Source organism: bacterium SCSIO 12741 (genome assembly GCA_024398055.1).
GTDB lineage: Bacteria > Bacteroidota > Bacteroidia > Flavobacteriales_G > Salibacteraceae > SCSIO-12741.
In genome coordinates this window covers 2,902,471-2,927,184 of the sequence record CP073749.1, presented here as the reverse complement: position 1 = coordinate 2,927,184, position 24,714 = coordinate 2,902,471, and the positions used below count along the sequence as shown (strand labels likewise).

General features: G+C 42.7%; 18 protein-coding genes and 1 tRNA gene. 8 read left to right on the top strand and 11 right to left on the bottom strand.

What is annotated here, in order from left to right; all coding sequences use genetic code 11:
* Together KFE98_12485 and KFE98_12480 are read left to right on the top strand one after the other, a co-directional pair.
* A complete protein-coding gene (locus tag KFE98_12485; protein UTW60841.1) occupies positions 1-2,646 on the top strand; it encodes a DNA translocase FtsK in 2,646 nt (881 codons plus the stop codon).
* 10 nt (positions 2,647-2,656) lie between these two features.
* Positions 2,657-3,328, top strand: a complete 672-nt coding sequence (locus tag KFE98_12480) for an outer membrane lipoprotein carrier protein LolA (protein UTW60840.1) — start codon at positions 2,657-2,659, stop codon at positions 3,326-3,328.
* A gap of 658 nt (positions 3,329-3,986) precedes the next feature.
* On the opposite strand, the gene hemF is transcribed toward KFE98_12480, so the two are convergent.
* The 3 genes from hemF to guaA are packed head-to-tail and all read right to left on the bottom strand — an operon-like array spanning position 3,987 to position 8,260.
* Positions 3,987-4,874 carry an oxygen-dependent coproporphyrinogen oxidase gene (gene hemF / locus KFE98_12475; GenBank protein ID UTW60839.1) on the bottom strand — a complete coding sequence of 296 codons (888 nt, stop codon included), beginning with the start codon at positions 4,872-4,874 and terminating at the stop codon, positions 3,987-3,989.
* A 1-nt stretch (position 4,875) separates the two neighbouring features.
* On the bottom strand, positions 4,876-6,729 hold the full coding sequence (locus tag KFE98_12470; GenBank protein ID UTW60838.1) for a LysM peptidoglycan-binding domain-containing protein: 1,854 nt from the start codon (positions 6,727-6,729) through the stop codon (positions 4,876-4,878).
* 1 nt (position 6,730) lies between these two features.
* Positions 6,731-8,260, bottom strand: a complete 1,530-nt coding sequence (guaA, locus tag KFE98_12465; GenBank protein UTW60837.1) for a glutamine-hydrolyzing GMP synthase — start codon at positions 8,258-8,260, stop codon at positions 6,731-6,733.
* Between the two features lie 147 nt (positions 8,261-8,407).
* Between guaA and KFE98_12460 the strand changes: the two genes are divergently transcribed.
* Entirely contained in the window at positions 8,408-11,467 is a 3,060-nt protein-coding gene (locus KFE98_12460; GenBank protein ID UTW60836.1) for a T9SS type A sorting domain-containing protein, read from the top strand.
* On the opposite strand, the gene bshC is transcribed toward KFE98_12460, so the two are convergent.
* The 4 genes from bshC to ppk2 form a co-directional block, all read right to left on the bottom strand.
* Positions 11,464-13,059, bottom strand: coding sequence for a bacillithiol biosynthesis cysteine-adding enzyme BshC (bshC, locus tag KFE98_12455; GenBank protein ID UTW60835.1), 1,596 nt, complete (start codon positions 13,057-13,059; stop codon positions 11,464-11,466). The genes KFE98_12460 and bshC overlap by 4 nt on opposite strands.
* Before the next feature lie 69 nt (positions 13,060-13,128).
* Positions 13,129-14,445 carry a 30S ribosomal protein S12 methylthiotransferase RimO gene (rimO, locus tag KFE98_12450; protein UTW60834.1) on the bottom strand — a complete coding sequence of 439 codons (1,317 nt, stop codon included), beginning with the start codon at positions 14,443-14,445 and terminating at the stop codon, positions 13,129-13,131.
* The gene (locus KFE98_12445; GenBank protein UTW60833.1) at positions 14,442-15,671 is read right to left on the bottom strand and encodes a 4-hydroxy-3-methylbut-2-enyl diphosphate reductase; all 1,230 of its coding nucleotides are present in this window, start codon (positions 15,669-15,671) and stop codon (positions 14,442-14,444) included. Before KFE98_12445 ends, rimO begins: the two co-directional genes overlap by 4 nt.
* Positions 15,672-15,744: 73 nt before the next feature.
* Complete coding sequence (gene ppk2, locus KFE98_12440) at positions 15,745-16,608, bottom strand: polyphosphate kinase 2 (protein ID UTW60832.1); 864 nt, start codon at positions 16,606-16,608, stop codon at positions 15,745-15,747.
* A 173-nt stretch (positions 16,609-16,781) separates the two neighbouring features.
* Between ppk2 and KFE98_12435 the strand changes: the two genes are divergently transcribed.
* Positions 16,782-17,717, top strand: coding sequence for a hypothetical protein (locus KFE98_12435; GenBank protein UTW60831.1), 936 nt, complete (start codon positions 16,782-16,784; stop codon positions 17,715-17,717).
* 92 nt (positions 17,718-17,809) lie between these two features.
* Positions 17,810-17,893, top strand: a tRNA-Leu gene (locus KFE98_12430).
* Between the two features lie 436 nt (positions 17,894-18,329).
* On the opposite strand, the gene KFE98_12425 is transcribed toward KFE98_12430, so the two are convergent.
* The 3 genes from KFE98_12425 to KFE98_12415 form a co-directional block, all read right to left on the bottom strand.
* Positions 18,330-19,406, bottom strand: coding sequence for a hypothetical protein (locus tag KFE98_12425; GenBank protein UTW60830.1), 1,077 nt, complete (start codon positions 19,404-19,406; stop codon positions 18,330-18,332).
* A gap of 282 nt (positions 19,407-19,688) precedes the next feature.
* On the bottom strand, positions 19,689-19,991 hold the full coding sequence (locus tag KFE98_12420; GenBank protein UTW60829.1) for a hypothetical protein: 303 nt from the start codon (positions 19,989-19,991) through the stop codon (positions 19,689-19,691).
* A 137-nt stretch (positions 19,992-20,128) separates the two neighbouring features.
* Positions 20,129-20,965 carry a VOC family protein gene (locus tag KFE98_12415; protein ID UTW60828.1) on the bottom strand — a complete coding sequence of 279 codons (837 nt, stop codon included), beginning with the start codon at positions 20,963-20,965 and terminating at the stop codon, positions 20,129-20,131.
* A 398-nt stretch (positions 20,966-21,363) separates the two neighbouring features.
* Here KFE98_12415 and KFE98_12410 point away from each other — a divergent pair, with 398 nt between their 5' ends.
* Genes KFE98_12410 through KFE98_12400 form a run of 3 tightly spaced genes read left to right on the top strand, consistent with a single transcriptional unit; the run spans position 21,364 to position 24,211 of the window.
* Complete coding sequence (locus tag KFE98_12410; GenBank protein UTW60827.1) at positions 21,364-21,699, top strand: PadR family transcriptional regulator; 336 nt, start codon at positions 21,364-21,366, stop codon at positions 21,697-21,699.
* A gap of 6 nt (positions 21,700-21,705) precedes the next feature.
* Positions 21,706-22,293, top strand: a complete 588-nt coding sequence (locus KFE98_12405) for a DUF1700 domain-containing protein (GenBank protein UTW60826.1) — start codon at positions 21,706-21,708, stop codon at positions 22,291-22,293.
* A gap of 58 nt (positions 22,294-22,351) precedes the next feature.
* Positions 22,352-24,211 carry a beta-lactamase family protein gene (locus KFE98_12400; GenBank protein ID UTW60825.1) on the top strand — a complete coding sequence of 620 codons (1,860 nt, stop codon included), beginning with the start codon at positions 22,352-22,354 and terminating at the stop codon, positions 24,209-24,211.
* A gap of 65 nt (positions 24,212-24,276) precedes the next feature.
* Here the strand turns inward: KFE98_12400 and KFE98_12395 are convergent, their stop codons facing one another.
* Positions 24,277-24,636: a hypothetical protein gene (locus tag KFE98_12395; GenBank protein UTW60824.1), complete on the bottom strand. Its 360-nt coding sequence runs from the start codon at positions 24,634-24,636 to the stop codon at positions 24,277-24,279.
* Positions 24,637-24,714 lie beyond the last annotated feature (78 nt).

Sequence of the window (24,714 nt, the reverse complement as noted above, 5' to 3'; positions counted from 1 at the left end):
ATGTCCGAAAAGAAGAAAAAAAAGGCTTCATCTGACAAGGGAGCGAAAAAGAAGATCAGTCTTAAAAAGCTCAATCCCCTTACACCGCTACTAAAACCACTTCAAAACGAAAAGTTTCAGCGGATATCGGGCTTGATGTTGCTATTGCTCTCGTTCTACCTACTGGTAGCATTCACTTCCTATCTGTTTACCTGGAAGCAAGACCAAAACCTGCTTTATGGTTCTTGGACGGAATTGCTCTTCAATCCTGAACTGGAAATTGCCAACTGGTTAGGCAAGTTTGGAGCAATCACCTCCCACCTCTTTATCAATAATTGGTTTGGAATATCCTCGTTTCTGTTAGTCGGAATCACCTTCCTATTAGGGCTAAAAGTTTTGCTCAATGTGAGCTTACTTCCACTGAATCGAACCATTAAGAATACCCTTTTCGTCATGGTATGGTTCTCAGCTATGCTGGGATTCTTTTTTGATTCGCAGAATCTGTTTGTTGGCGGTACCCTGGGCTACTACATGAACGATTGGATGGCTTCCGTGTTGGGAAGTGTGGGAACGGTTCTCTTCCTATTCTTCGTTTTGATCTCCTACCTCATTGTAGCATTCAACTTTTCTTTGGAAGGTATTAGTTCGATTACTCGAAAAATTTTGCTGTTTGTTCTTCCTGGTGGAAAGGAAAAAGAAAACGAGGTTTCTGAACAAGAAGAAGTGGAACCTGCTACTCAGTTTAGCAACATCAACACCAACAAATTAGGTGAGGATATTGAACAAAACCGAATGGACCTCTTCTATCCGGATGAAAATAAGACCCAGGAGGCCGAACCCGAGTCTGCACCCGAACCCGAAAAAGTGGAAGAAGAACCGGCTATAGTAATCAATGAAATCCCGGACATCCCTGAAATGCCTGAGGTTCCATCGGTTGAAGAAACACCTGCACCGCCAGCTGAACCTAAAGTGGAAGAAACTCCAGTAGAAGCTGGTTCTGAAATCAATCTGGACTCCACCACTCCGGTCGTTGAAAAGCCGGCAAAGGAGGAGAGCGCTGAAGAAGAAGGACTATCCATGGATGTGGCTGTGGCCGAACCCAAGGAGGAAATCCTATCGGAAAAAGAGGTCAACAAAAAACTAAAAGACTTCGGCGAATACGATCCAACACTTGATCTATCGAAATTTAAATTACCAGGACTCGACCTTCTCGTTAACCACGGCGATGGTGAAATTGAGGTTAACCGGGAAGAATTGGAAGCCAACAAAAACAACATTGTTAGCACCCTGAACAACTACAAAATAGAGATCGAAAAAATCAAGGCGACCATCGGTCCAACGGTTACGCTCTATGAAATTGTTCCGGCTCCAGGTGTACGGATTTCCAAGATTAAAAACCTGGAGGATGACATCGCACTAAGTCTTGCTGCCTTAGGTATTCGAATCATCGCTCCTATTCCTGGAAAAGGTACCATCGGTATTGAGGTCCCCAACAGTAAGCCGGGTGTTGTTTCCATGAAAGCGGCTCTGGCCAGTGAGAAGTTCCAAAACACGGATATGGACCTGCCTCTTGCCCTAGGTAAAACGATATCCAACGAAACCTTCGTTACCGATTTGACCAAAATGCCTCACCTACTTATGGCAGGTGCTACAGGTCAGGGTAAGTCGGTTGGACTGAACGCCATTCTGGTTTCCATCCTGTATAAAAAACACCCTTCACAGGTTAAGTTCGTACTGGTGGATCCGAAAAAGGTGGAGCTGACACTGTTCAATAAAATTGAGCGCCACTACCTGGCCAAACTTCCAGATGAGGCAGAGCCCATTATCACAGATACCACGAAGGTGATCAATACTTTGAACTCCTTGTGTATTGAAATGGACACGCGTTATGATCTATTGAAAAACGCCCATTGCCGGAATATTAAGGAATACAACAAGAAATTTATTCAGCGAAAACTGAATCCCGAAAATGGTCACCACTACCTGCCTTATATCGTATTGGTGGTAGATGAGTTTGCCGACTTGATCATGACCGCTGGTAAGGAGGTTGAAACCCCTATTGCCCGTTTGGCTCAGCTCGCCCGGGCTATTGGTATTCACCTGATCATCGCTACTCAGCGACCTTCGGTAAACATTATTACCGGTTTGATCAAAGCTAACTTCCCTTCGCGAATTGCCTTCCGGGTAACCGCAAAAATTGACTCAAGAACCATTCTGGATGCCGGAGGTGCAGATCAGTTGATCGGACGAGGAGATATGCTCTTCTCCAATGGAAACGATTTGACTCGTGTGCAGTGTGCTTTCGTAGACACGCCAGAAGTAGAAGATATAACAGATTTCATCGGAAGCCAGCAAGGTTATCCGGATGCCTTCCTACTTCCTGAATACGAAGGAGAAAGTGAAGATCAATCCGGCAGTATCGAAGAAATGGATCGAGATGCCCTATTTGAAGATGCCGCTCGTGTGGTGGTTACTCATCAGCAAGGGTCCGCTTCCCTCCTTCAAAGAAGATTAAAATTGGGTTACAACCGAGCTGGTCGAATCATTGATCAGCTGGAGGCTGCAGGCATTATTGGTCCGTTTAAAGGATCGAAGGCTCGTGAGGTTTTGATACCCGATGAAATGGCTTTGGAACAATTATTGAAAAGTGGTGATGATGACGTTTAAATACACAACTATGAAACAGATTGTAGCGACCTTGATGTTAGTGCTATTTGTGGTTGCCGTTCAGGCCCAAAAAGACGACAAACAATTGACTCCTCAAGATCCGGAAGCAAAAGCTATCCTGGACAAATTAAGCACCAAAACCAAAGGCTACTCAACCATTACAGTAGACTTTGAAATGCGGATGGTTAATGAGGCGGATGGAATTGATGATAGCCAAAAAGGAACCATTGCGGTTAAAGGAGATAAGTACATTCTCAACTTAGCCGGACAAGATGTTATTTCTAATGGAACCACCGTTTGGGCGGTTTTAAAGGAAGAAAAAGAGGTTCAGATCAGCGAAGCAGAAAGTGACGAGGAGGATGAAGGAATCATGAATCCGAAGGATATCTTCACCCTCTATGAAAAAGGATTTAAGTACGTAAAAGACGATGATCAAACCCATGGTGACATTGCCGTGCATACCATCCGCTTGCACCCAATGAAACCTGGCGACAAGCCTTATCACACCATTCTCTTGTACATCGACAAGGCTAAAATGCAAATCGAGTCTATCGAAATCAAACAAAAAGATGGCGGTGTATTTTACTACAAGTTGACAAACTTTACCCCCAATAAGGATATTCCGGATTCAGAATTTGAATTCCTGATTCCCGAAGGCTACGAGCCGATTGACCTTCGGTAGAAAAACCGGGACGGTTTTTGAATTTTAAATGTTAAGGGACAATTTTAAATTATCAGGAGTCTTGGCTGCCACAATTGGCGCCATGCCAAAGGCATAAGCAAGTCCAAGAAATTTAAAATTTAGCGTTTAACCTTAATATTTAAAATTCAAAAAACCTATGCCCAGTCAATCCCTTTCTTCAAAAGAGATAGCGTTTCAGCTTCAGGACTACCCGGCTCGGTTTGGTGATTGTAGATCCATCCGGCGTGCTCCGGAAGAGACGTCAACTTTGAATTTTAAATGTTAAGGGACAATTTTAAATTTTCAGGAGTCTTGGCTGCCACAATTGGCGCCATGCCAAAGGCATAAGCAAGTCCAAGAAATTTAAAATTTAGCGTTTAACCTTAATATTTAAAATTCAAAAAAACCTATGCCCAGTCAATCACCTTCTTCAAAAGAGATAGGGTCTCGGCTTCAGGACTACCCCGCTCGGTTTGGTGATTGTAGATCCATCCGGCGTGCTCCGGAAGAGACGTCAACTTTGAATTTTAAATGTTAAGGGACAATTTTAAATTATCAGGAGTCTTGGCTGCCGCACTTTGCGCCATGCCAAAGGCATTAGCAAGTCCAAGAAATTTAAAATTTAGCGTTTAACCTTAATATTTAAAATTCAAAAAACCTATGCCCAGTCAATCCCTTTCTTCAAAAGAGATAGGGTTTCGGCCTCAGGACTACCCGACTCGGTTTGGTGATTGTATATCCAGCCGGCGTGCTCAGGAAGGGACATCAAAATCGATTCGATACGACCATCGGTGTCTAAGCCAAACTTGGTTCCTTTATCGTAAACCAGATTGAATTCAACATACCTTCCTCGTCGAATGCGTTGCCATTCCTGTTGAATGGTGCTATACGCTCTATCCTTGTTCTTGGCTACGAGTGGTCGATAAACTTCCAAAAAGGTCTTTCCTACTTCCTGAACAAATTGAAAGAGCTCTTCTTTGCTCAATCCTTCATTTAAGCGATCGAAAAAGATTCCTCCGATACCTCGGGTTTCCTTACGATGCTTGATGTAAAAGTAGTCATCAGCCCACTTCTTGAATTTGGGGTAATAGGAAGCATCAAAGCGATCACAGCAATCCTTTAGACCCTGATGAAAAAACTGAGCTTCTTCTCGTTCGATGTAATGTGGGGTTAAATCAATTCCACCTCCAAACCACCAGGTCTCCCCTTCTATCTCAAAATAGCGGGTATTCATGTGAATGATAGGTACCAAAGGATGATTCGGGTGAATCACAATGGAAATACCGGTCGCGTAAAACTGACTTTGTTTGACTTGTAATGCCTGCTGAATATTGGGAGGTAGCTCTCCATAAACGGCAGAGAAGTTAACGCCACCCTTTTCCAATACATTTCCATGGCTAATTACCCGTGTGCGTCCGCCGCCGCCGCCAGGTCGTTCCCACAAATCTTCTTGAAATTTGGCTTTACCATCTTCTTCCTCCAAACCTTGGCAAATCTGATCTTGAAGAAGCTGAAACCACTGGGCAATTTCTTCCTTATTGGGCATATTACTCGACTTCGTTTAGCAGGTAATTTTCCATCTTGATTAAACGGATTCCTGTATTCTGATAACCACCTGTGGTGCTGTACTTTTCAAAGCGGAAATTGCGGCTCAAGCCTTTGTATTCTTCTCCGGGCCAATTAGCCTGAAAAGTGGTGCCTTGCTCCATAAGCTGCTGAAGGAAATAGATTCCCATATCGTAGCCCAGGAAGCCCCAATCATTGGGTTCGCAATCATAGGTATTGCGGTAGTCCAAAACAAATTTCTCCACCTCAATACGGCTGTAATCCACGTATTGATTGGATGGGTAATGTACTTTGAGGTTATTCAGGTAACGATAATCAATGTACCCAAAGCTCGACCAGCGATCCATTCCTAAGACGGAAATGGGGTATTTACTCGAATAGCGATTCAAGTCTCCCAAAAAGCGACCAACAAAAGATTTACTCTGAACGGGAACTACAATTAGATTCTCCAAAGAATCATCCATTAAAGGCATTAATTGAGAAGTGTCTAACTGATCGAAACGAACAATTTTAAAATTGTCCAATACACGGCTATATACTTCCTGATTCGTATCGCCATTCGGAATACCCAAAAAATGTTCCCAAATTACCCGGTCTTTGTAGTAGTTGTTAAGTATCAGGATTAAGTTCTTTTTTCCTTTTTGCTGGATGGCATATTCCCTTAAAAAGCGAGCCTGAACCGCCGAAGAACTGTGTACCTTAATGGCATAAGGATTATCCTTCAATACCTCATCCTTCTGAGGTACGGGAGAAACTAAAGGCGTTTTAATCTCCTGAGCATATTTGCTCACTTCCATGAAATTAGACCGGTGCAGTGGACCGATGAAAAGATCGGTGTTCAGCAATTGGGCATTCATCAACGCCTCCTTAACGGGTTCGGTACTTCGGGATCTTGGATCGAATTTGGTATCGAACTGCATCACATCAAATTGACCACCAGCTCTGACCATACTATCTAAGGCAAGCTTAAATCCTCCGTAAAACTGTAAGGCTATTTCTGAACGGGAAAAAATCACCTCGTCCTCATAAGGCTTACGCTTCAACTCCAAAGAATCGTTGGTATCCAGGTAATATGGAAGCATCATGGTGATCTGATAACGCTTCTTAAGTTCAGATTCAGGAAGAATGAGTGAGGTATCCTTTTCCACTTCCGAGATCAAGGGCTTCCCTTTTTTCGGATTTTTCAAGAGAGGGATACGAATGGTACTTCCCACTTTTAATCCGTCTGGTAATCCATTATTGACCAGGGTAATGGAATCTATATTCACGTTGTATTCCTTGGCCAACGAGTACAAAGTTTCACCATGCATCACCAAGTGATGAACCAGCGAATCTTCCACGGCAGGAGCGATGTGGGTCGTGTCAATCCTTCCTTGAGTGGGCGTTGGAATTTTCAACTTCATGCCCAGTTTCAAGCCATCTTTCAATTCCGGATTGGCAGCTTGTAACTCTTCTTCGGTAACTTGATACTTACGGGTAAGCTTATACATGGTCTCCCCTTGCTGTACCTCGTGAATCAAGTCGGCACCCGATACCGTAGGCGTATTGTTACCAGAAACCTTGGTATCCACTTTCTTGACCGGAATTCGAATGACCTGGCCCACTTTAAGTCCTTCCTCTAATTGAGGGTTTTCCCGAAGCAGGTCCTTGATTTTGATGGAATACATTTTAGAGATGGAATACAGGGTATTCCCCTTTTCCACCTGATGTAGGTAATAGGTCTTGCCGTCAATCAGCTGTACCTGTTTATCGTTGTATTCCTGGGCATTCAGATCACTTGAAAATGCTCCCAAAAGAGTAGCCAGAAAGGCCAGTATGTATATCTGTCGAATCAAATTATTCCCATTCAATGGTAGCTGGTGGCTTGGAGCTAATGTCGTATACCACCCGGTTAATTCCCTTTACCTTATTGATGATCTCATTCGAAACCCGTGCCAAAAATTCATAAGGCAGGTGGCACCAGTCTGCAGTCATCCCGTCAGTAGACGAAACAGCCCGCAATGCAACGGCCTTTTCATAAGTTCTTTCATCACCCATTACCCCAACTGATTGAACGGGTAGAAGGATGGCGCCGGCTTGCCAAACATCATCGTATAATCCTGAATCTTTCAATCCCTGGATAAATATATAGTCAACTTCCTGAAGAATAGATACTTTTTCCGGAGTAATATCTCCCAAAATCCGAATAGCCAGTCCTGGACCAGGGAATGGATGACGTCCTAAAAGCTCTTCGGGCAAGCCCATGCTTCTACCCACTCTTCTCACCTCATCCTTGAATAAGGAACGAAGGGGCTCCACTATTTGAAGCTTCATGAAATCAGGAAGACCACCAACGTTGTGGTGAGACTTAATCGTTGCAGATGGGCCTTTTACGGATACAGATTCAATCACATCAGGGTAGATAGTTCCTTGTCCCAGCCATTTCACGTCTTCCAATTGATGGGCTTCGTCATCAAACACTTCGATGAATACCCGGCCAATAACCTTCCGCTTTTGCTCAGGATCTGAGATTCCAGCTAATTCATCATAGAATCGGCTTTTGGAATCCACACCTTTCACATTTAACCCAAGTCCTTTATACTGATCGAGAACGCCCTCAAACTCATTTTTTCGGAGTAAGCCGTTGTCGACGAAAATGCAATACAAGTTTTTGCCAATGGCGCGGTGAAGCAACATAGCTGCCACGGAAGAATCAACCCCACCTGAAAGACCAAGAACCACCTTATCGTCACCCAATTTTTCTTTCAATTCATTAACCGTAGTGTCTACAAATGAATCGGGAGTCCAGTCTTGTTTACATCCGCAAACTCCTACTACGAAGTTCTTGAGCATTTGCAAACCATCCGTCGAGTGATAGACCTCCGGGTGAAATTGAATTCCAAATGTGGTTTCATCTTTCACCTCAAAAGCGGCATACTTCACATCGGCCGAACTTCCTACCAATTGGTAGTTCTCTGGCATCTTGAGAATGGTATCTCCGTGAGACATCCACACCTGAGTTCCGGCTTCAACACCCTGAAAAAGAGCGCTATTACCATCTACTTCTGTCATGATTGCCCGACCATATTCTCGGTGAGCTGACGCACCAACTTCGCCCCCAAAATTGTGGGCCAAATATTGAGCGCCATAACAAACTCCCAATAAGGGCAGCTTTCCTTTGATGTCGCTCAAATCAGGTTGAGGAGCATCCTCGTCACGAACCGAAAATGGGCTTCCAGATAGGATCACCCCCTTAACGTCGTCAGAAATTGCTGGAAAATGGTTGTAAGGATGGATTTCACAGTAGACATTTAACTCACGTATCCGCCTGGCAATCAGCTGAGTATACTGAGATCCAAAATCGAGAATCAGGATTGTTTCTTGCATACGCAAAAGTATTTATTTGATCAGGATGACATTCAGGTTCTCACTGAAATTTGTAACTGTTTTGTTTACAAGCCGTTTTATTAATAGTAATCTAATGATGATCTACTAATCACTGGGTTTTCTGCCTTAAAATTTATAATTTGTTGCATGACTGTTAATTCGCTCCTCACCTCAATAAGTCTCGCCCTCTGGCTTATTTCGGTGCAAGTGTCTGCTCAGGATACATTGGCATTTCAAGGATTTGAGGGAACGGCTAATGATAACTGGGGAATTACCTCGGGAAATAACAATTCAACGGCCACCGGAAGCTCGGACACTCCTTCGAACCAACGTATAAAATCGGGCAGCGCTTCCCACCTTACCAATAATGCCACCAATACACTTATCCTTAACGGCTTTTCAAATTCCACTCATACCTCTCGTTATATTGAGATCTGGACTTCTTCCACCAGCGGAACTTCCGGCAATGGAGCAGACGGGGCTGATTATATCAAAGTATTCGTCAACAACAGCAATTCCTTTTCCGCTACACCAGACCTACAAATCAACGGAAATTCCAATGTTCGCTATGGTATGGACGGAACCGGAGTGATGGAAATAACGGCAGGTGCCGACTCCACCTATTCTTATGCCAGTGGTGGAACGAAAACAGGCGCAAACGCCCTGACCAAAATAAAAATCAACATCTCCGACGCCTGGTCAGAGGTCCACCTCAAGATTGAAACCAAAAACAACTCAAGCAGCGAATTCTGGAACATTGACGATATCAGGTTGGTGGGAACCCACTCATGCTCTTCTCCAGGTACAGCCGCAAGCTCCTTTTCAACCTCTTCCATTTCACAATCCGGAATGACTGTTTCCTGGACTCGTGGAAATGGAGATAGCGTATTGGTATTAGGCCAGGCTTTAAATGCTGTCACCCTTGATCCCGTGGATGGCGTTCACTATTCAGCCGATTCTGACTTTTCTGGAAGCGGTAGTTCTATAGGTGGCTCCAAGGTGCTTTATAAAGGTACAGGAACTTCGGTGGCCGTAACCGGGTTATCCAGTGCAACAACCTACCATTTTGGAATTTACGAGTATAATGGCACCGGCCCGTGCTTCACGAACAACCAACTCAATGGCAATGAAACTACATCTTGCTCCACTCCGACCAATGTAAGCGACTTAAGTCAGACGGATGGTTACAACCAACTCACGGTGAACTGGACTCTACCCAGTTGCTACGATGAAGTTATGCTGGTGTGTAAAGAAGCATCTACTATTTCCGGAACACCTACCGGTGACGGTTCCTCCTACACGGCAGACGTCTCTTTTACGGGAAGCGGAACGGCCTTCGATGGCGGTAAGGTGGTTTACAAAGGAACTGGAGGCAGTGTCACGGTAACTAACCTAACAGGCGGAACAACCTACTTCTTTAGGATGTACAGCCGCAAAAGCACTTCCTGGTCTTCGGGTTATGAGGAAAGCGTTGCCCTCGCCTATGTTCCTAAACTAATCATCACCGAAGTTCACGATCCATCCAATTTAACCACCGCCCGATTTGGTGAATTATTTAATTCAGACACCACCAGTATTGACTTTTCATTTTCCACCTTTTACTTCTGCCGCCAAACCAACGGAGGGTCCTTTACCTGTAGGCAATTGACCGGTAATCTGGAAATCGGAGGCACTTACGTTATTGCCAATAACTCCAGTACCTACAACAGCACTTATGGTGCCACGGCCGATTCTACCTGGGGAAATACTTCTGGGAACGGTGATGATGGTTATTTCCTCTATTACGGAGGGGATAATACAAGTGGCACACTGGTAGATGCCTATGGCGTGTTGGACGAAGATGGTTCGGGCAAATCGTGGGAATATACAGATTCAAGAGCCGTGCGAGACACCTCTATCTTTAGTCCAAATGAGACCTGGACAGCATCTGAGTGGAGCATTGCCGGCGCAACTACGTCTGACCATTCAGCTGGTTATCATTATGGCAACAATCCTTCTGCCACATTCTCCAGTTCAAGTACAATTCCCGCCGGACATTACGGAACTTTGGTTTTGAATGGAAGTGGACAAACCTTTACCGCAGGAGGAAACATTACGGTTCATGGGAAATTGAAGCTAAAGAATGGTGTTTTCAACCTGAATGGCAACACGCTAAGTTTGGGGAATTTTGTTTTTGATTGTGCGGTAAGTAATGCCAGTAGCACCTCCTATATCTATGGTGGAACCGTTCGAACCTATGTCAACAACACCACGGGTACTTACCAAATAGAATTAGGTACCAACGGCGACGGCTGGACTCCGTCCAACATTACTTTTTCATCCGCTACATTGGCCCCAACAGCCTACCTGGACGCCACGGTAACGGCAAGTAAACACCCCAATATGGATGGCGGAGTAACCACTTTTATCAACCGCTATTGGACCATCGAACCAACAGGAATCACTAACCCCAATTATTCGATTGAATTGATCTACCAAGATGGAGACATCAACGGAACCGAAGCCGATCTTTTTCCCGTAAAATATGGAAGTACCTGGGAAAGGCCTGCCAACAGCACAGCGGCCATAACCGATACCATGGGAACTGGATCGGTGAACACGGGTACAAATAAACTCACCTGGACAGGAGTTCGCTCCTTTAGCATTTTTGGTGGCGCTGGCAATGGAACACCACTTCCAGTAGAGCTCACCCAATTCCATGCAGAGGCACTTGAAAATGGAACTCAACTCCAATGGGAAACGGCAAGCGAAATTCATTCTTCCTATTTCGAAATCCAGCACTCGGCAAATGGAATTTCTTTTGAACCTATTGGTCAAGTTGCCGCAGCAGGCTACTCCAACGAAATACGGCAATACCGATTCTGGGACGAACAGCTGATCGAACAATCCTACTACCGATTAAAGACGGTGGATTTGGATGGCAGTTATGAATACAGCTCTGTATTCCCAGTGATACGCGACAGTCAGGAATCAAATCCTGGATTTGTTGCCTACTCTTCTCAGAATCAGGTTTTAGTAAAGTTGGTTCGATCGACTCAAGGAAAGGTTGTTCTTATGAACCTGGATGGGCAAATCGTTGAAGAATGTCCAACCACGGAAAAAGATGAAATCCAGTTCAATTCTCTACTCAATCCTGGAGTCTATATAATTAGCTTATGGAATGAGCAAGGAAATAGGCTCTCAACCCAAAAACTGGAAGTGCACTAAGCTCGATCGCTTTCGAAAAGCAGTGTTATTTCCTGACAAAAAGGATCGAGTTGTTCCTTTAAAACTTGAATCATACGGGTTCTACCTTGTAAATAATACCAGGAATAATTGTGCCTCCGTTCTTGGAACGTACCACCTGGAAAAGCAGCCTCTTTGATTTCTCCCAGTTGACGCATAACCTGTTCGTTTTTGCGCTTCTCAGCCCGAATCATCTTCTTGTTGATTTTCTCAATTTCGTTGAACCAACGCTTATGAGAAGCAGCGGCGGCTCCTTGAAGGCTGGCATCCAAGGATTGAGCCTTTTCCATTAGCCTTTTACCTAAGTCTTCCAATGCCGCGGTTTCAGGTTCTAAATCGAGATCACAAGCATGCGTTTTCACCCAATCCTTTTCCATTTCGTGCAAGGGCTTAAAAAGCGAGGTGGGTTTTACGCCCAACTTGTCCATCTTTTTACGAATTCGAAGGGGGATATGAAGAACAGAATTCCTCAACATTAGAATTGGAAACGTCACTTGGTGTGCTTCAAACATAGTCATCAGCTCAAACCAGTAACTCATTTCTCCGGCTCCACCGATATAGGCCAAATTGGGCAAAATCACTTCCTGGTACAAGGGACGCATGACTACGTTTGGAGAGAAACGTTCGGGGTGCGATTGCATCTCTGCCAAAAGTTCTTCCTGAGTCCAGCTTTTATCCGCATCAACCAAGACTACTTTCTCTCCTTCCCAAGTCATTCGATCCCGTCGATCGGGACTCAGGTAAAACAGATTGATATCTCTTGGGTTGACCTGGGCTTTATATCCCAATTGGGTCAACTCTTGAATACTTTTAGAAATCTTATCCTGACCGGTTCCAGCCGTAACTTCTTGGGACATCTGATTGACGAATTGGGCCTTCAGCCGCCTATCGTTTGCATCAATGACCACTACGCCATATTCGCCAAGCCATTCATGAACCAAGTATCGTGTGGCATCTGCAAGATTAGCGTGCTTCTTATAGGCACGTTGGAACAAATCCAATAACTCCTCCGACTGACGAGTGGTGCCAAGAGCGGCCTTCAATTCACCATCAATGGAAAGGCTTTCCGTAGACATTTCGCCAACGGCTCCACCAAAATCTCTTTCCCAGGAAATCTTTCGATCGCCGGCAAAAAAATGATTGATTTCTTCAAAATCATGGTCCTCGCTGGCCATCCAGAAAACAGGCACAAAATGAGCATCCGGATGCGCCTGTTGCAGCTGTTCAGCCAGATTGATGGTGGACAAAATCTTGTAAATGAAATACAAGGGGCCTGAAAATAGAGCCAGTTGATGTCCGGTGGTAACGGAATAGGTATTCGGCAGCCTTAGCGCTTCAATATGCCTCAGTTGCTTCTCTTTATGATCTAAAGATTGGTACTGCTCGATCAGTACATCGGCCAATACCGCCCGGTTCTCTTCTGGCAGCTGTTTCTGCTTGAGTTGCTCAGCAAATCCTGCCAGGTCAGGGCGGTTTCCGTATAAAGTCTTTAATTCTGGGCGATCAGCTAAATAATCTCGGATGAGCGAGGGAAGGAAGGAAATCTGATCGTATGGCAAACAGTCAACATCCATGGTGCAAATTTAGAAACTCCGGGTTACCGCTGTTTGATCACTTGACGCATTGTCGGCTCAAGGACTGAACTAATCTTCGACAACTACACCAAACAAATCAAACTCCTCTGCCTCAGTGATCTTTACATTTGCAAAATCACCCAGACGTACATACTGATTTTCAGCAGATACCAATACTTCGTTATCTACTTCTGGTGAATCAAACTCGGTTCTTCCTACGAAATAGTCTCCTTCCTTTCGGTCGAACAAAACCTTGTAGGTGTTTCCAATTTTTTTCTCATTCAATTCCCGGGAGATATCACGCTGAACGTCCATAATGGCATTCGCTCTTTCCATCTTCACCCCTTCCGGAACATTATCTTCCAATTGGTGAGCGGTTGTGTTCTCTTCGTGAGAATAGGTAAAGCATCCCAAACGATCGAAACGGGTCTGTTCTACCCATTCCAACAATTCGTCGAAGTGATCATCCGTTTCACCTGGGAACCCGGTAATCAGGGTGGTTCTTAGAGCAATATCCGGTACGGTTTGCCTGATCTTATCGATCAAGTCGATGGTACGTTCCCGGTTAATTCCACGCTTCATGGCTTTGAGCATCGGCGTTGAAATGTGCTGTAGAGGCATATCCAGGTAGTTACACACCTTTGGATTGTTCTTCATCACGTCTAAAATATCCATCGGAAATCCGGAAGGATAAGCATATTGCATTCTCAACCATTCAATTCCCTCTACATCAGAAAGACGTTCAAGCAATTCGCTCAGGTTGCGTTTTTTGTACAGGTCCAATCCGTAATAAGTCAAATCCTGGGCAATGAGAATCAGTTCCTTGGTTCCTCCAGCCGCCAATTGCTTGGCATGGGTTACCAACTGATCCATCGGAGTTGAAATGTGCTTACCACGCATGAGCGGAATGGCACAAAACGAACAGGGACGATCACATCCTTCAGCAATTTTGAAGTAAGAATAGTGATGGGGAGTGGTCAATAGACGTTCACCTACCAATTCATGTTTGTAATCGGCCTTTAAGGTTTTGAGCAAACGAGGTAGTTCCCGGGTTCCAAAGTAGGCATCCACTTCCGGAATTTCTACTTCCAAATCATCGCGGTACCTTTCAGAAAGACAACCGGTAACCATCACTTTGTCTACCATGCCCTCTTTCTTGGCATCCACCCATCCTAAAATGGTATCGATAGATTCCTGCTTGGCATTGTCGATAAATCCACAAGTGTTGATAATTACAGTCGATGATTCACCGGCATTGGAATCATGTTCCACATCGAAGGAATTGGCCTTCAACTGGTTCATCATTACCTCTGAATCAAATATGTTTTTGGAACATCCGAGGGTAACGACGTTCACTTTGTTCTTTTTCAGACTTTTTGTTCTCACGCTTGATCGAGAATTTCCTGTAAGACTTCTTCTTTGCTTCGGGCCTCTGGATAAAAGGAAAGTAACTTATCCATCACTGCATCAATAGCAGAATCAGGACAAGAGGCTCCACTGGTCAGTACCAGGGTTACCGGATCTTTTTCCGGCAAAAACTGGGAACTTTTTTGATTGGTTTTGGTTTCGTAATGAAAATGATCGATCTCCTGGCTCTCGGAAATTCGATCTACTGAATCAATAAAATAAGTCGGGAATTTTTGTTCGCACAATTCCACCAAATGCGAGGTATTGGAACTGTTATAACCACCCACTACGATAGCCAAATCGGCATCTTCCTGCAACAAGCCATAGGTAGCGTCCTGGTTGTCGTTGGTCGCATAACACAAAGTGTCGCGGGTATCTTGGTAATGTTCTTTAATCTGATCTTCTCCAAACTTCTCAACCATTACCGTTTTCATGTACTCGGCAATTTCCTGCGTCTCAGAAGCCAACATGGTCGTTTGGTTAACCACCCCAACCCGATTAAAATGGATTTTGGGATCAAAACCTTGGGAGTGTTTTCCAGCAAATTCCTGGTAAAATGACTCTGCATCTTTTTCACCGGTCATGTAAGCGGCCAATTTACGGGCCTCCTCAATATCTCGTACTACTACCGAAGGAGCATTTTCACGGCTATGGCTAAAAGTTGCCCGGGTTTCTTCATGCTGGTGTTTTCCGTGAATAATCACAGTGGCACCTGCTTTTCCCAATTTTGCCGACATCGTCCACACCTTTTTTACAAAAGGACAAGTGGTGTCGTAACGCTCCATTTGAATGCCGATCTTTCGGAGTCTTTCTTCAATTTCAACGGTAGTCCCGAAGGCGGGAACAATAACCACATCCTCATTGGTAAGCTCTTCCCAGGGAATAAATTGATTTCCCTCCGTATCCATAATGAATTGAATACCCTTCTCCTCTAAATCCCGGTTCACCAAAGGATTGTGGATCATCTGACTTAACAGAAATACGCGTTTACCTTGATTTTCATGAACGGTACGATAGGAGATTTCGATCGCATTTTCTACCCCGTAGCAAAAACCAAAATGCCGGGCAATGAGAAAACGAAGGGGTCCAAAATCAAGGACTGTAGGAGAAAAGTCTTTTTTCCGCGGATCACCAGCCTTTCGGGCCTGCTTAATCTGACCGATAAACGAACTCCGGTAATGCGTCGGAATATCAAATTTCTTCATGAAGAAAAACTTTGCGGCAAAACTACCATTTAGTTTGTTACCGACGGGTAGCGGAAAGGTTCAGCAAAATGCCTTAGTCCTTGTAAGCATCTGGGTAAAGTCGCACAACGTCCGGATCCACTTCCAGAAAAGCACCGCTGCCTCCTTTATTGGGGTATGTGGCTTGAGATAGTACGTAGCGAATACTCTCCAATCGAGCAATCTTTTTGTTGTTGGCTTCTACCACTATCCAGGGATTCTTTTTGGTGTGGGAATGCTTAAACATTTCCATCTTGTAATGGGTAAAGGCGTCCCATCTCTCCTGAGCTACCTTATCAATGGGAGACAATTTCCATTGCTTGAGCGGATCTGTTTCTCTTTCTTTAAATCGTTTTTTCTGCTCCTCTTTGGAAATATTAAACCACAGTTTGATCAACTGAATACCATCGTCGATCAACATCTGCTCAAAATCCTTCACTTGGTTGATAAACACATCGTATTGATCGGGTGAGCAAAATCCCATCACTGGTTCCACCACGGCCCGGTTGTACCAACTCCGGTCGAAGAACACAATTTCTCCTTGGTTGGGCAAATGGGTGCTGTAGCGTTGAAAATACCATTGCCCCTGCTCCACCTCCGTCGGTTTGGTTAAAGCCACTAATCGAAAAGACCTTGGATTGAGGTGCTGAATAAAGCGACGAATCGTTCCTCCCTTTCCAGCAGCATCCCTACCTTCAAATAGAATGGCCACCCGCTGGTTGTTTTCCAAAATGGACAGCTGCCAACGAACCAACTCGATTTGCAGCTTAACGAGCTCTTCCTCATATTTCATGATGGTAAGGGCCTTGCTGTAATCAATCTTCTTGTCCTTCAGCAGAAGTTTCAAGCCCTTAATGGAGGTTATATTGGCCAGATCTTTCGCCGTCAACTCTTCTTCGTACGGATCTTCATTTACCATGGAAAACTCTTTTCATCGAAAAAAAATAAAAATTCATCGACATCCAAAAATAGCGGCAATTTTCAATCCAAGTACCCACTAATTTTGCAGCGCGAATTTTTACTAAAAGTAGGAGAGAATTGACCATAAATTGGCCTTGGCATCAACCTTTTTTTTGGGTAGCGATTGTTTTATTGTTTCCCCTACTTGGTAATGGTCAATGTACCACCACCATTAGCTCATCCAATGGCTATGATGTGAATGTGACTATCACGCCTCAAACCATTATTCCTTCAAGCAACAGCTGCCCTTTTGGGTACAACTACAATGTGGAAATGAGCTATTCAGCTTCCTTTTCGGGAAGTAACCAACCGGCCAATTTGTACACCTTTCAGGGCAACCTAATCTGTGGTGCCAGTAGTCATTTTTTTAACCTTCCCAATGCGGGCGGATCTGGAAATGTCACCTCATCCTCCAACGTTTGGACCGGTAATACGGACTGTGCTACTTCAACGGTATCCTCCTTTGGTTGCAATTCGGTTAATATTATCATTCAAGGACCTGGCATTTCCCATCAAACGGTCAATTGTGCGATAACACCTTTACCGGTTGATTTGGTCCGTTGGAAAGCTGAAAAGCAGGGTCCATGGGTAACGCTAAAATGGAGCACGGCCAGCGAGCAAAACAACGATCGTTTTGAACTACAACGCTCTCAGCAGGGCCAAGACTGGGAGACTATTGACGAGCAGGCGGGACAGGAAAGTTCGAATGTATTGCGGCATTATCAATTTGAAGATCAACCGTATTTTTCGGGTCCTCTGTTTTACCGACTTAAGCAAGTAGATCTAAATGGAGATACCCATTACAGCTCCATTTTGATGGTTGAAGGAGCGGCTGAATCTGAGCAAATTCATTGGTCAATAAAAGAAGAATACATTGGCCTTCAAGATCCCAATGATAAAATCGAACGCGTCATTATCCGCGATTTATCCGGCCAGGCATTGATCAGGGAATCAGACCGATTGGGTTCTGAAATTCGCATTCCTCGAGATGGGTTGAAAGCCGGCATTTATCTACTTCAGTGGTGGGTTGGCGATCAAGTTTACACGGAAAAAGTATACCTCCCCTAACCGATCTTGCCGCACTTTCTGGAATTTTCTGCGCCACCCTTGAAAAACGCATTGTCATAGGGGAAAAAAGATTAATTTTGCCGCCTCCACAAACCCACGTGGTGGAATTGGTAGACACGCAAGCTTGAGGGGCTTGTGCCCATTAGGGCGTGCTGGTTCGAGTCCAGTCGTGGGTACAAAATCAGTTTCGAGTGTGAGCACGAGAGTGCGAGGACTTGGAACTGATTTTTCTTCGCACTCGTTTTCAGACTCGTCCTAACTCTCACTTTCTGGTTTTAAGCACGAAATCAAACTTTCTACAATTCACCTTTAGATTTTTACCGAATTTCTCTTTTTCTATAGCACATAGGCAACGAGATAGGGTTTTGGGAAATCTTTGGTTTCTTCAGTTGTATTCTGAGTTTCGAAAATTTCACGACCATCTCAATTATAGCAGTCGATTCAGGTTGGTTCTAAGTTCTAACACTTCGGTTTTTAGGGAATCATACACGTAACAACTGTATGCCACGTGCCGAGGAAAGAGCATAGCTTTTAGCATGCTGCGGGCGGGTTTGTGTGGGCATGTGGTATGACATGGTGTTATAGTTTTTTGCTTTATCGTTTCGCCAAAACTCAATTGTCAAGCATTGTTTTTTGTTTGTTCACCTCGTGTAACAGCGGAACAATATATTCTCCAGGTTGAAATTTCCTACTCCAGTTCATGTAGGCTTTCTCAGCATTTTCATCATCGATTTTCGACTTATCGAGTATAATTTGAACCACAGCCATCAATGAATCAATATTTTGGTCTGTAAACTCTAATTTCATTTTCTGAATTATTTCGCCACATTCATTTTCAGACAGTGATTTGGTCCCATTGATGAATTGAAGTGTTGAGTGTTTGAGGTCTTCACAGCCTTGTTCAACCTTCAATTTGGTCAGCGTTTCTGATGTAATCATAATCGAATCAATCAGATTCAATCTAAGTGAATCCAGCGTTGTAGTTCGTGATTCTTCAATATACAGAGCACCACTTTGATTTCGTTCTTTAGCGGTTGATATTATTTCTTTGAGAAAGGCCTCAAAACTTCGCCATACCCTTGTTTTCGCGGAAAGTAATTCATAGAAACTGGCCATTTTCCCACTCCATTTGTAGTCTATCAAATTGTGGTCCTCCACAATTCCGAACATGGCAACCGAGCCATCGTTCAAATACGATTCGAACTCTCCGTCTCTTGTGAAATAACTCGTTAACCGATCTTCATTCGTTATAGAATAGTGAGTTACTGAACTCTCCAAGTTCAGGTAGAAAATAGTGTCTGGGTTTCCGTGTCTATTCAAATTATACTTGCTCCTTTCGCTTCCATTCGAATAGAACTCTGTACAATGACCGGAAGATAGTAATGGAGAGTTGCTTGTATAGTCTATTTCCACCCATCTCCCTTCAGATTCCCCATTAGGAACAAACCATATATAGTTTGGGTTTCGAAATTCCTGCTGGGTTTTGGAGTCAGTGCTACAGGAAACCAGAACACAAACAATCGAGATTGCCAGAATTGAGAATGCACAAGTCTCCTTCATTAATTTCTTTTTCAATTCGCTATAACCGATAACGTTTTGGCTGTGCGTAGTGTGGGATTTCAAGGCATGAACCTTTCGAACTACACAGACAGTAGCCAAAGCTGTGTCTTTTGGTTTAAATTTACTCATTAAACGTCAAAGCGCAGCTTTGGCGGGCTATGAAACGCTTACCTTTCCTTTACTACCGAACTCATCTTCAACCTCCTGAATATCAACCAAAAAATGGTTCGATAGTATTCTCGTCGCCCTGACTATATCTGTTTTGCTTTTAGAATTCGAAAATGCCAGGTTGGTTTCAGAACTCATAGAGTCCATATTTTTCATTCGGTACTAAATCAGAAATATAGTTTCGTCGTAGTTTAAAACTACGACGAGGTATGTTCAGATTTCTGCTTAGAATGTAATTCGTGTTTATTTCCAATCTCCATGAAAGGTTCGCATTTGTTGAATTGTTGATTGGAACAATTCCTCGCTAAAGGTGTTTTGCAGCCATATAAGGTTTCCTTGTTGTACCGCAAAATAAAAGGTTTCTTGGTCTGTCAAAACTTTAAATAATGACTCGTAGTGATCACCTCGTAAATAAATATAACCGAACTCTACTACCAGGTTCTCCAATGAATTTATATCAATTTCAAGTTGTTCTAATGCCATGTTCGCAAGAGCTTCCTTTACATTCTTAATTTCATTGAATGGTACTTTGTTTACTTTCTCCATTGTACTTCATTAATCCTCTTGAGTATCAAGATTACCTTAAGGCACGGCTATTCCTTCCATATATTCAACTGAACAATCAATTGAAATTTGAAACTAAAACGAGTTAGAGTTGCGGCCATACCGCTTTACCGCATGTTTTATAAATTAACTATGATTGGTAATTCGGGTCTTAAATCGAATGACTTTTTCTGAACATGGTTATCGAAATACAATTCCATCAGATGTTCATTGCCATTTTTAACGGTTACATTCCCAATTCCGTTAATTGTTTTAATCGTTTCTGTATTAAGATCCAAGTCCGTTGATGTAATCGTAATTTTTGTAATCTTCTTTGCTCCATTCGGATGCTTGAAAAATTCTCTGGCAAATCCATATTCATCCGGAATGTTCTTTAAGTCAGCTAACGTTTCAAATCTGTCTGATTCAATTTCTGGGTAAACAACAAAAATGGAAGGCTCCCTGAGGTTCGTTTTTGAATTTTTAGCTGAATAAATGTTCGCATTTTTCTCCATCCAATCTTGATGGTAGGTTACTTTTTCAAATGGAATTTTTTGTAGATCATAATCCTTTACTCTGAGAGCAATGCCAAAAGGTGACGCACCATTTTTTGTGTGATCATTTCTTTCAGCAAAATCCAATTCTGGGTTCAATTCATTGTTCCTATCAAAATCGTGCTGGTCAAAAACAAATATCAGTTCGAGATAACCATTTAAAAAATTGAAATACCTGCCTGTTGTTCCCTGCCCACCATGAATCTGTGAAAGTGAATCAGGAACAGCTGTAAATCCAATTTGAGTTAATTTTTCTTTTGCCTTTGTTGGGTTTTCAATCCAAATATTCAAATGGTCAACCTCCAAATCGGGTGAAGATTTTATCGTGGCTTTGTCTATTTGTGGTTCCGATTTTTTCTCGTTTTCACAAGAAAGAAAACCGATAAACAGAACTAAAATTATTAGGCAATTGCGTCTATTCATATTAATATGAGGTAACTACGGTATTATAACATGATCTTTATTGTCATCGTGAATTCAGTTGATTACAAGTGAAAACTCAAAACTATCCTGAAACAAGAGAAATTCAGTGCGGTCTAAATCGAATCTAACCATTTCAAATCAAAAACCTTCATTCATTCCGAATATCAGGTAAAATCCGGATTTCGAATAAATGGAAAAACAGCTTCGTCCTAGGTTGAAACTACGACCAGGTATGATCGGACTGATGGCAAGCAATTACTCACTTTCACAGATTGATTTTATGCGCTTCACACAAAACTCAAGATGTACCCATTGATATTCAAGTATTTTCAGAGCTTTATCTGAATAAATGATACCCATACATTGTATTGCTATGTATTATGCTATACATTTGAGCCGTGAATGAGGAGTTTATACAAAAATGGAAATCCCAGGTTAAGAAAGGGACTTTGGCCTTTATCATCCTTAATGTCTTAAAAGACAACCAATACTACGGCTACGAACTTATAGAAGAAGTAAAAAAGTTTACCGATATCGAAATTGCCGAAGGAACTCTTTATCCCCTGATGAATAGATTAAAATCGGATGGTTTGGCCACCTCTAAGTGGATCGAACAACCCTCAGGAATTCCAAGAAAGTACTACACGCTAACGGAAATGGGTGAAGAAACACTGGACCAAATGCGAGAATATTGGAAACAACTGGATATGGCAATCAATAAAATTTCAAGATAAAACGAGATGAAGGAAATCAGATTTCAGGATAAAACTTCTCAAAAGATTTACGACAGCTACATTGAACGTATTAAACAGCAAACGAAGGACTTACCTACAGAAGATGGATTCGACATTTTAATGGAATTCAACAGCCACATTTACGAAGGCCTACAAAAGGAAAATGGAGATTCCGAAGCTGATAAAATCGTTAAAATACTCCATAAACTTGGTAACCCAGAGGAGATTCTAAAACCAACCATAGCTGAAAAGAAACTGACTCAAGCTACCCAAACATTCAATCCTATTCATGTCTTTAAGGCACTATCATTAAATATTGCCAATGGCATTTCTTATGCTGTATTTAGCTTGTTGTACTTACTGTTATTGGGATTTGGTTTTTTGATTTTTCAAAAACTGCGATACCCGGATGAAGTAGGGTTGTATTTTAAAGACGGTGATTTTGCCATTCTGGGCAAACTTGGAAGTGTCTCCAGAAGCCATTACCAGGAAGTATTAGGGAATTGGTTCATTCCTGTAATGATCTTAAGTGCCGTGATCCTGTATTTCATGATTACCTTACTCTTAAAGCAAAAACGAAAAGCGACTCGCTAATTTTTTTCACTACATACATAGCATAACAATGTATTGTGCTTAACAATAAATAAAAACAATGAAGAAAGCAGTATTAATCGCATGGTTGGTGACTTTCACTTTTCAAAGCGGAGCCCAAAATCTCACGGAAACACAGCTGAAAGACAGTATCCATTCGATTTTGACGAAATCTAATACTCCAGGTGCCTTTGTAACGGTGGTGAGTGGCGATAGCATCTTGTTTCAATCAGAATTTGGCTCTAGCGATGCCGAGCATACCCAAAAAGTAACGCAGAAAAGCCTTTTTGCCCTTGGGTCCATTTCCAAAACTTTTACGGCCCTGGCGATCATGAAACTTGTTGGTGAAGGGAAGCTCAGTTTAGAGGATGAGTTAAAGAAAATAGCCCCCGAAGTTCCATTCGAAAACGACTGGGAATCCAGCCATCCGGTAAAAATAAAACACCTGCTCAGTCACCGTTCTGGATTTGACGATATGCATATCTCGGCCATTATCAAAAAGCGAGAAAGGGAATTAACGGCTCTGGACGAGGTGATGACTTTTGAGCAGAGTTACCAATCGAATTGGCAACCTGGCTTAGTGTTCTCCTACTCCAATCCAGGCTATGTCATTCTCGGGTACATCATTGAAAAGACAAGCGGTATTCCCTACCAAGAATACATCACCAAGAATGTTCTGCTTCCTTTAGAAATGGAAAACACGGCTTATTATTCCACCCAAAAAAACACGGACATAACTACCGGATTTCAACGAAACAATGGAAAAATTGAGTCAAGTAAGGCTCCAAAATTAATTGGAGAATCGGCTGGCGGATTAGTGAGTTGTAGTTCGGATATGTCCAAATTTCTACAGTTCTTTCTGAACGAAAATAAATTAGACTCATTTGGAATAATTACCCGAGAACAGGCCGCTATCATGCAGCAGCTGCAATCCAACTTTGAAATAGAAAACCATATCTCAACTGGATACAGTTTGGGTATGTGTGACAAAGACTATGGCCAGAATGATGTTCTTTTCAAAGGTCATAATGGATCTATAGATGGCTTTACCAGTGATTATATTTTTAATCAGGAACTAAACTTGGGTATGGCCGTAAGTTCCAATCTATTCCAAAAAAGCAATTCCAAAATTCTTCATCTGTTGGTGGATCATTTTGTTGATCCGTCATTAACCTCAAATAGTAAGGCCCCAATCAAATCCACGGATATTTCAACTTACAAAGAATGGGAGGGTACTTATAAGATGCTCAACGGAACTAACGGTCTGGCGAATCTTATCAATGCTCCAGTGAGAACGATGAAACTTTCAATAAAAAACAACTCACTGAGCATTAAACGCTTTATACGTGACGAAGAGGTGTATTACCATTCGGGGAACAACGGTTTTAGCCCTGAAAAAAACGAAGCAGCCTACTTGTTTTTATGCAATAACGACGGTGAAAAAGCACTCGTTTTTTATGAAGACACCTTTGTCAAAATCAATCCTTTAGCCCATTATCTATCTACTGGTTTGTTGTGTTTTGGTTTACTCTCAGGTTTCTTGCTTACGATGCTTTTTTTGGGACAAATACTAACTCTTCCGTTTACAAGGACCTACCTCAGTTCAACCAAAACAACAGGGTTAATGGCTTTACCATTTTGGTTAATGTCCTGTTCTATAGCTATCTATCTGAGTAATTCGTCTTTCTCTAATTTGGAGTCGCTTGGGACAGTGACATTAACCTCTGTTAGCCTGTTTGCATGCTCCATACTCTTTCCGGTATTCTCAGTGTATGGCGGCTTTAAACTCTATAAAAAACGATTGCTTTTTAAAACCAACGGCTTCAAAGTATTCTACCTGAGTTTATATGCAGGGGTATCCATGTTTACGATTTACTCCATCTATCACGGCTGGTTCGATTTACGGTTGTGGAGTATTTAACTCCCGGCTTTATGTCCGTTTTAGGCCCGTTGGTCAGATTGAGTTCGAGTCCGATAACTTGGAACTCACTTTTCCTTATCCTCTTTCCTTTGAAAAGAATCTTGGTCAATTTCGGCATCCAAAACATTAGAATCCAAAGGCACTGATTTGGGCTCCCAGCTTCTTTTTAAAAGTTTGTAGAACCCCACACAAGCAAGCACTCCAAAAGGTACGCCCATAAGCCCAACAGCGAAATCATTGGTTCCTTCCAACAGCGTTGGATTCCATATTTCAGAATACAAAGCCAGGAAAAACCCAAAGGCCATGGTTCCCAAGTAATAGGAAGCCACTCCGGCAATCGCAAAACCCCATTTATGTTTATCGTGTTTCTCTGCTAAGTCATAGAATCTCTTACCAATAAAGTAGACTAGAATTAATCCTAACATATTTCTCCAAGTTTGATTTTAAAAGATACCCTATTCGGTAAACGGTTAGTTTTTTGAAAGAGGCTTTCGGATCACCAA

Bases quoted from the DNA above. Each gene is read 5' to 3' on its own strand.
- KFE98_12405 (UTW60826.1), top strand. From the start codon at position 21,706: ATGAAGGAAATCAGATTTCAGGATAAAACTTCTCAAAAGATTTACGAC.
- KFE98_12445 (UTW60833.1), bottom strand. From the start codon at position 15,671: ATGAAGAAATTTGATATTCCGACGCATTACCGGAGTTCGTTTATCGGT.
- KFE98_12485 (UTW60841.1), top strand. From the start codon at position 1: ATGTCCGAAAAGAAGAAAAAAAAGGCTTCATCTGACAAGGGAGCGAAA.
- KFE98_12480 (UTW60840.1), top strand. From the start codon at position 2,657: ATGAAACAGATTGTAGCGACCTTGATGTTAGTGCTATTTGTGGTTGCC.
- hemF (UTW60839.1), bottom strand. From the start codon at position 4,874: ATGCCCAATAAGGAAGAAATTGCCCAGTGGTTTCAGCTTCTTCAAGAT.
- bshC (UTW60835.1), bottom strand. From the start codon at position 13,059: ATGGATGTTGACTGTTTGCCATACGATCAGATTTCCTTCCTTCCCTCG.
- KFE98_12420 (UTW60829.1), bottom strand. From the start codon at position 19,991: ATGGAGAAAGTAAACAAAGTACCATTCAATGAAATTAAGAATGTAAAG.
- ppk2 (UTW60832.1), bottom strand. From the start codon at position 16,608: ATGGTAAATGAAGATCCGTACGAAGAAGAGTTGACGGCGAAAGATCTG.
- KFE98_12425 (UTW60830.1), bottom strand. From the start codon at position 19,406: ATGAGTAAATTTAAACCAAAAGACACAGCTTTGGCTACTGTCTGTGTA.
- KFE98_12395 (UTW60824.1), bottom strand. From the start codon at position 24,636: ATGTTAGGATTAATTCTAGTCTACTTTATTGGTAAGAGATTCTATGAC.
- KFE98_12415 (UTW60828.1), bottom strand. From the start codon at position 20,965: ATGAATAGACGCAATTGCCTAATAATTTTAGTTCTGTTTATCGGTTTT.
- guaA (UTW60837.1), bottom strand. From the start codon at position 8,260: ATGCAAGAAACAATCCTGATTCTCGATTTTGGATCTCAGTATACTCAG.
- KFE98_12400 (UTW60825.1), top strand. From the start codon at position 22,352: ATGAAGAAAGCAGTATTAATCGCATGGTTGGTGACTTTCACTTTTCAA.
- KFE98_12460 (UTW60836.1), top strand. From the start codon at position 8,408: ATGACTGTTAATTCGCTCCTCACCTCAATAAGTCTCGCCCTCTGGCTT.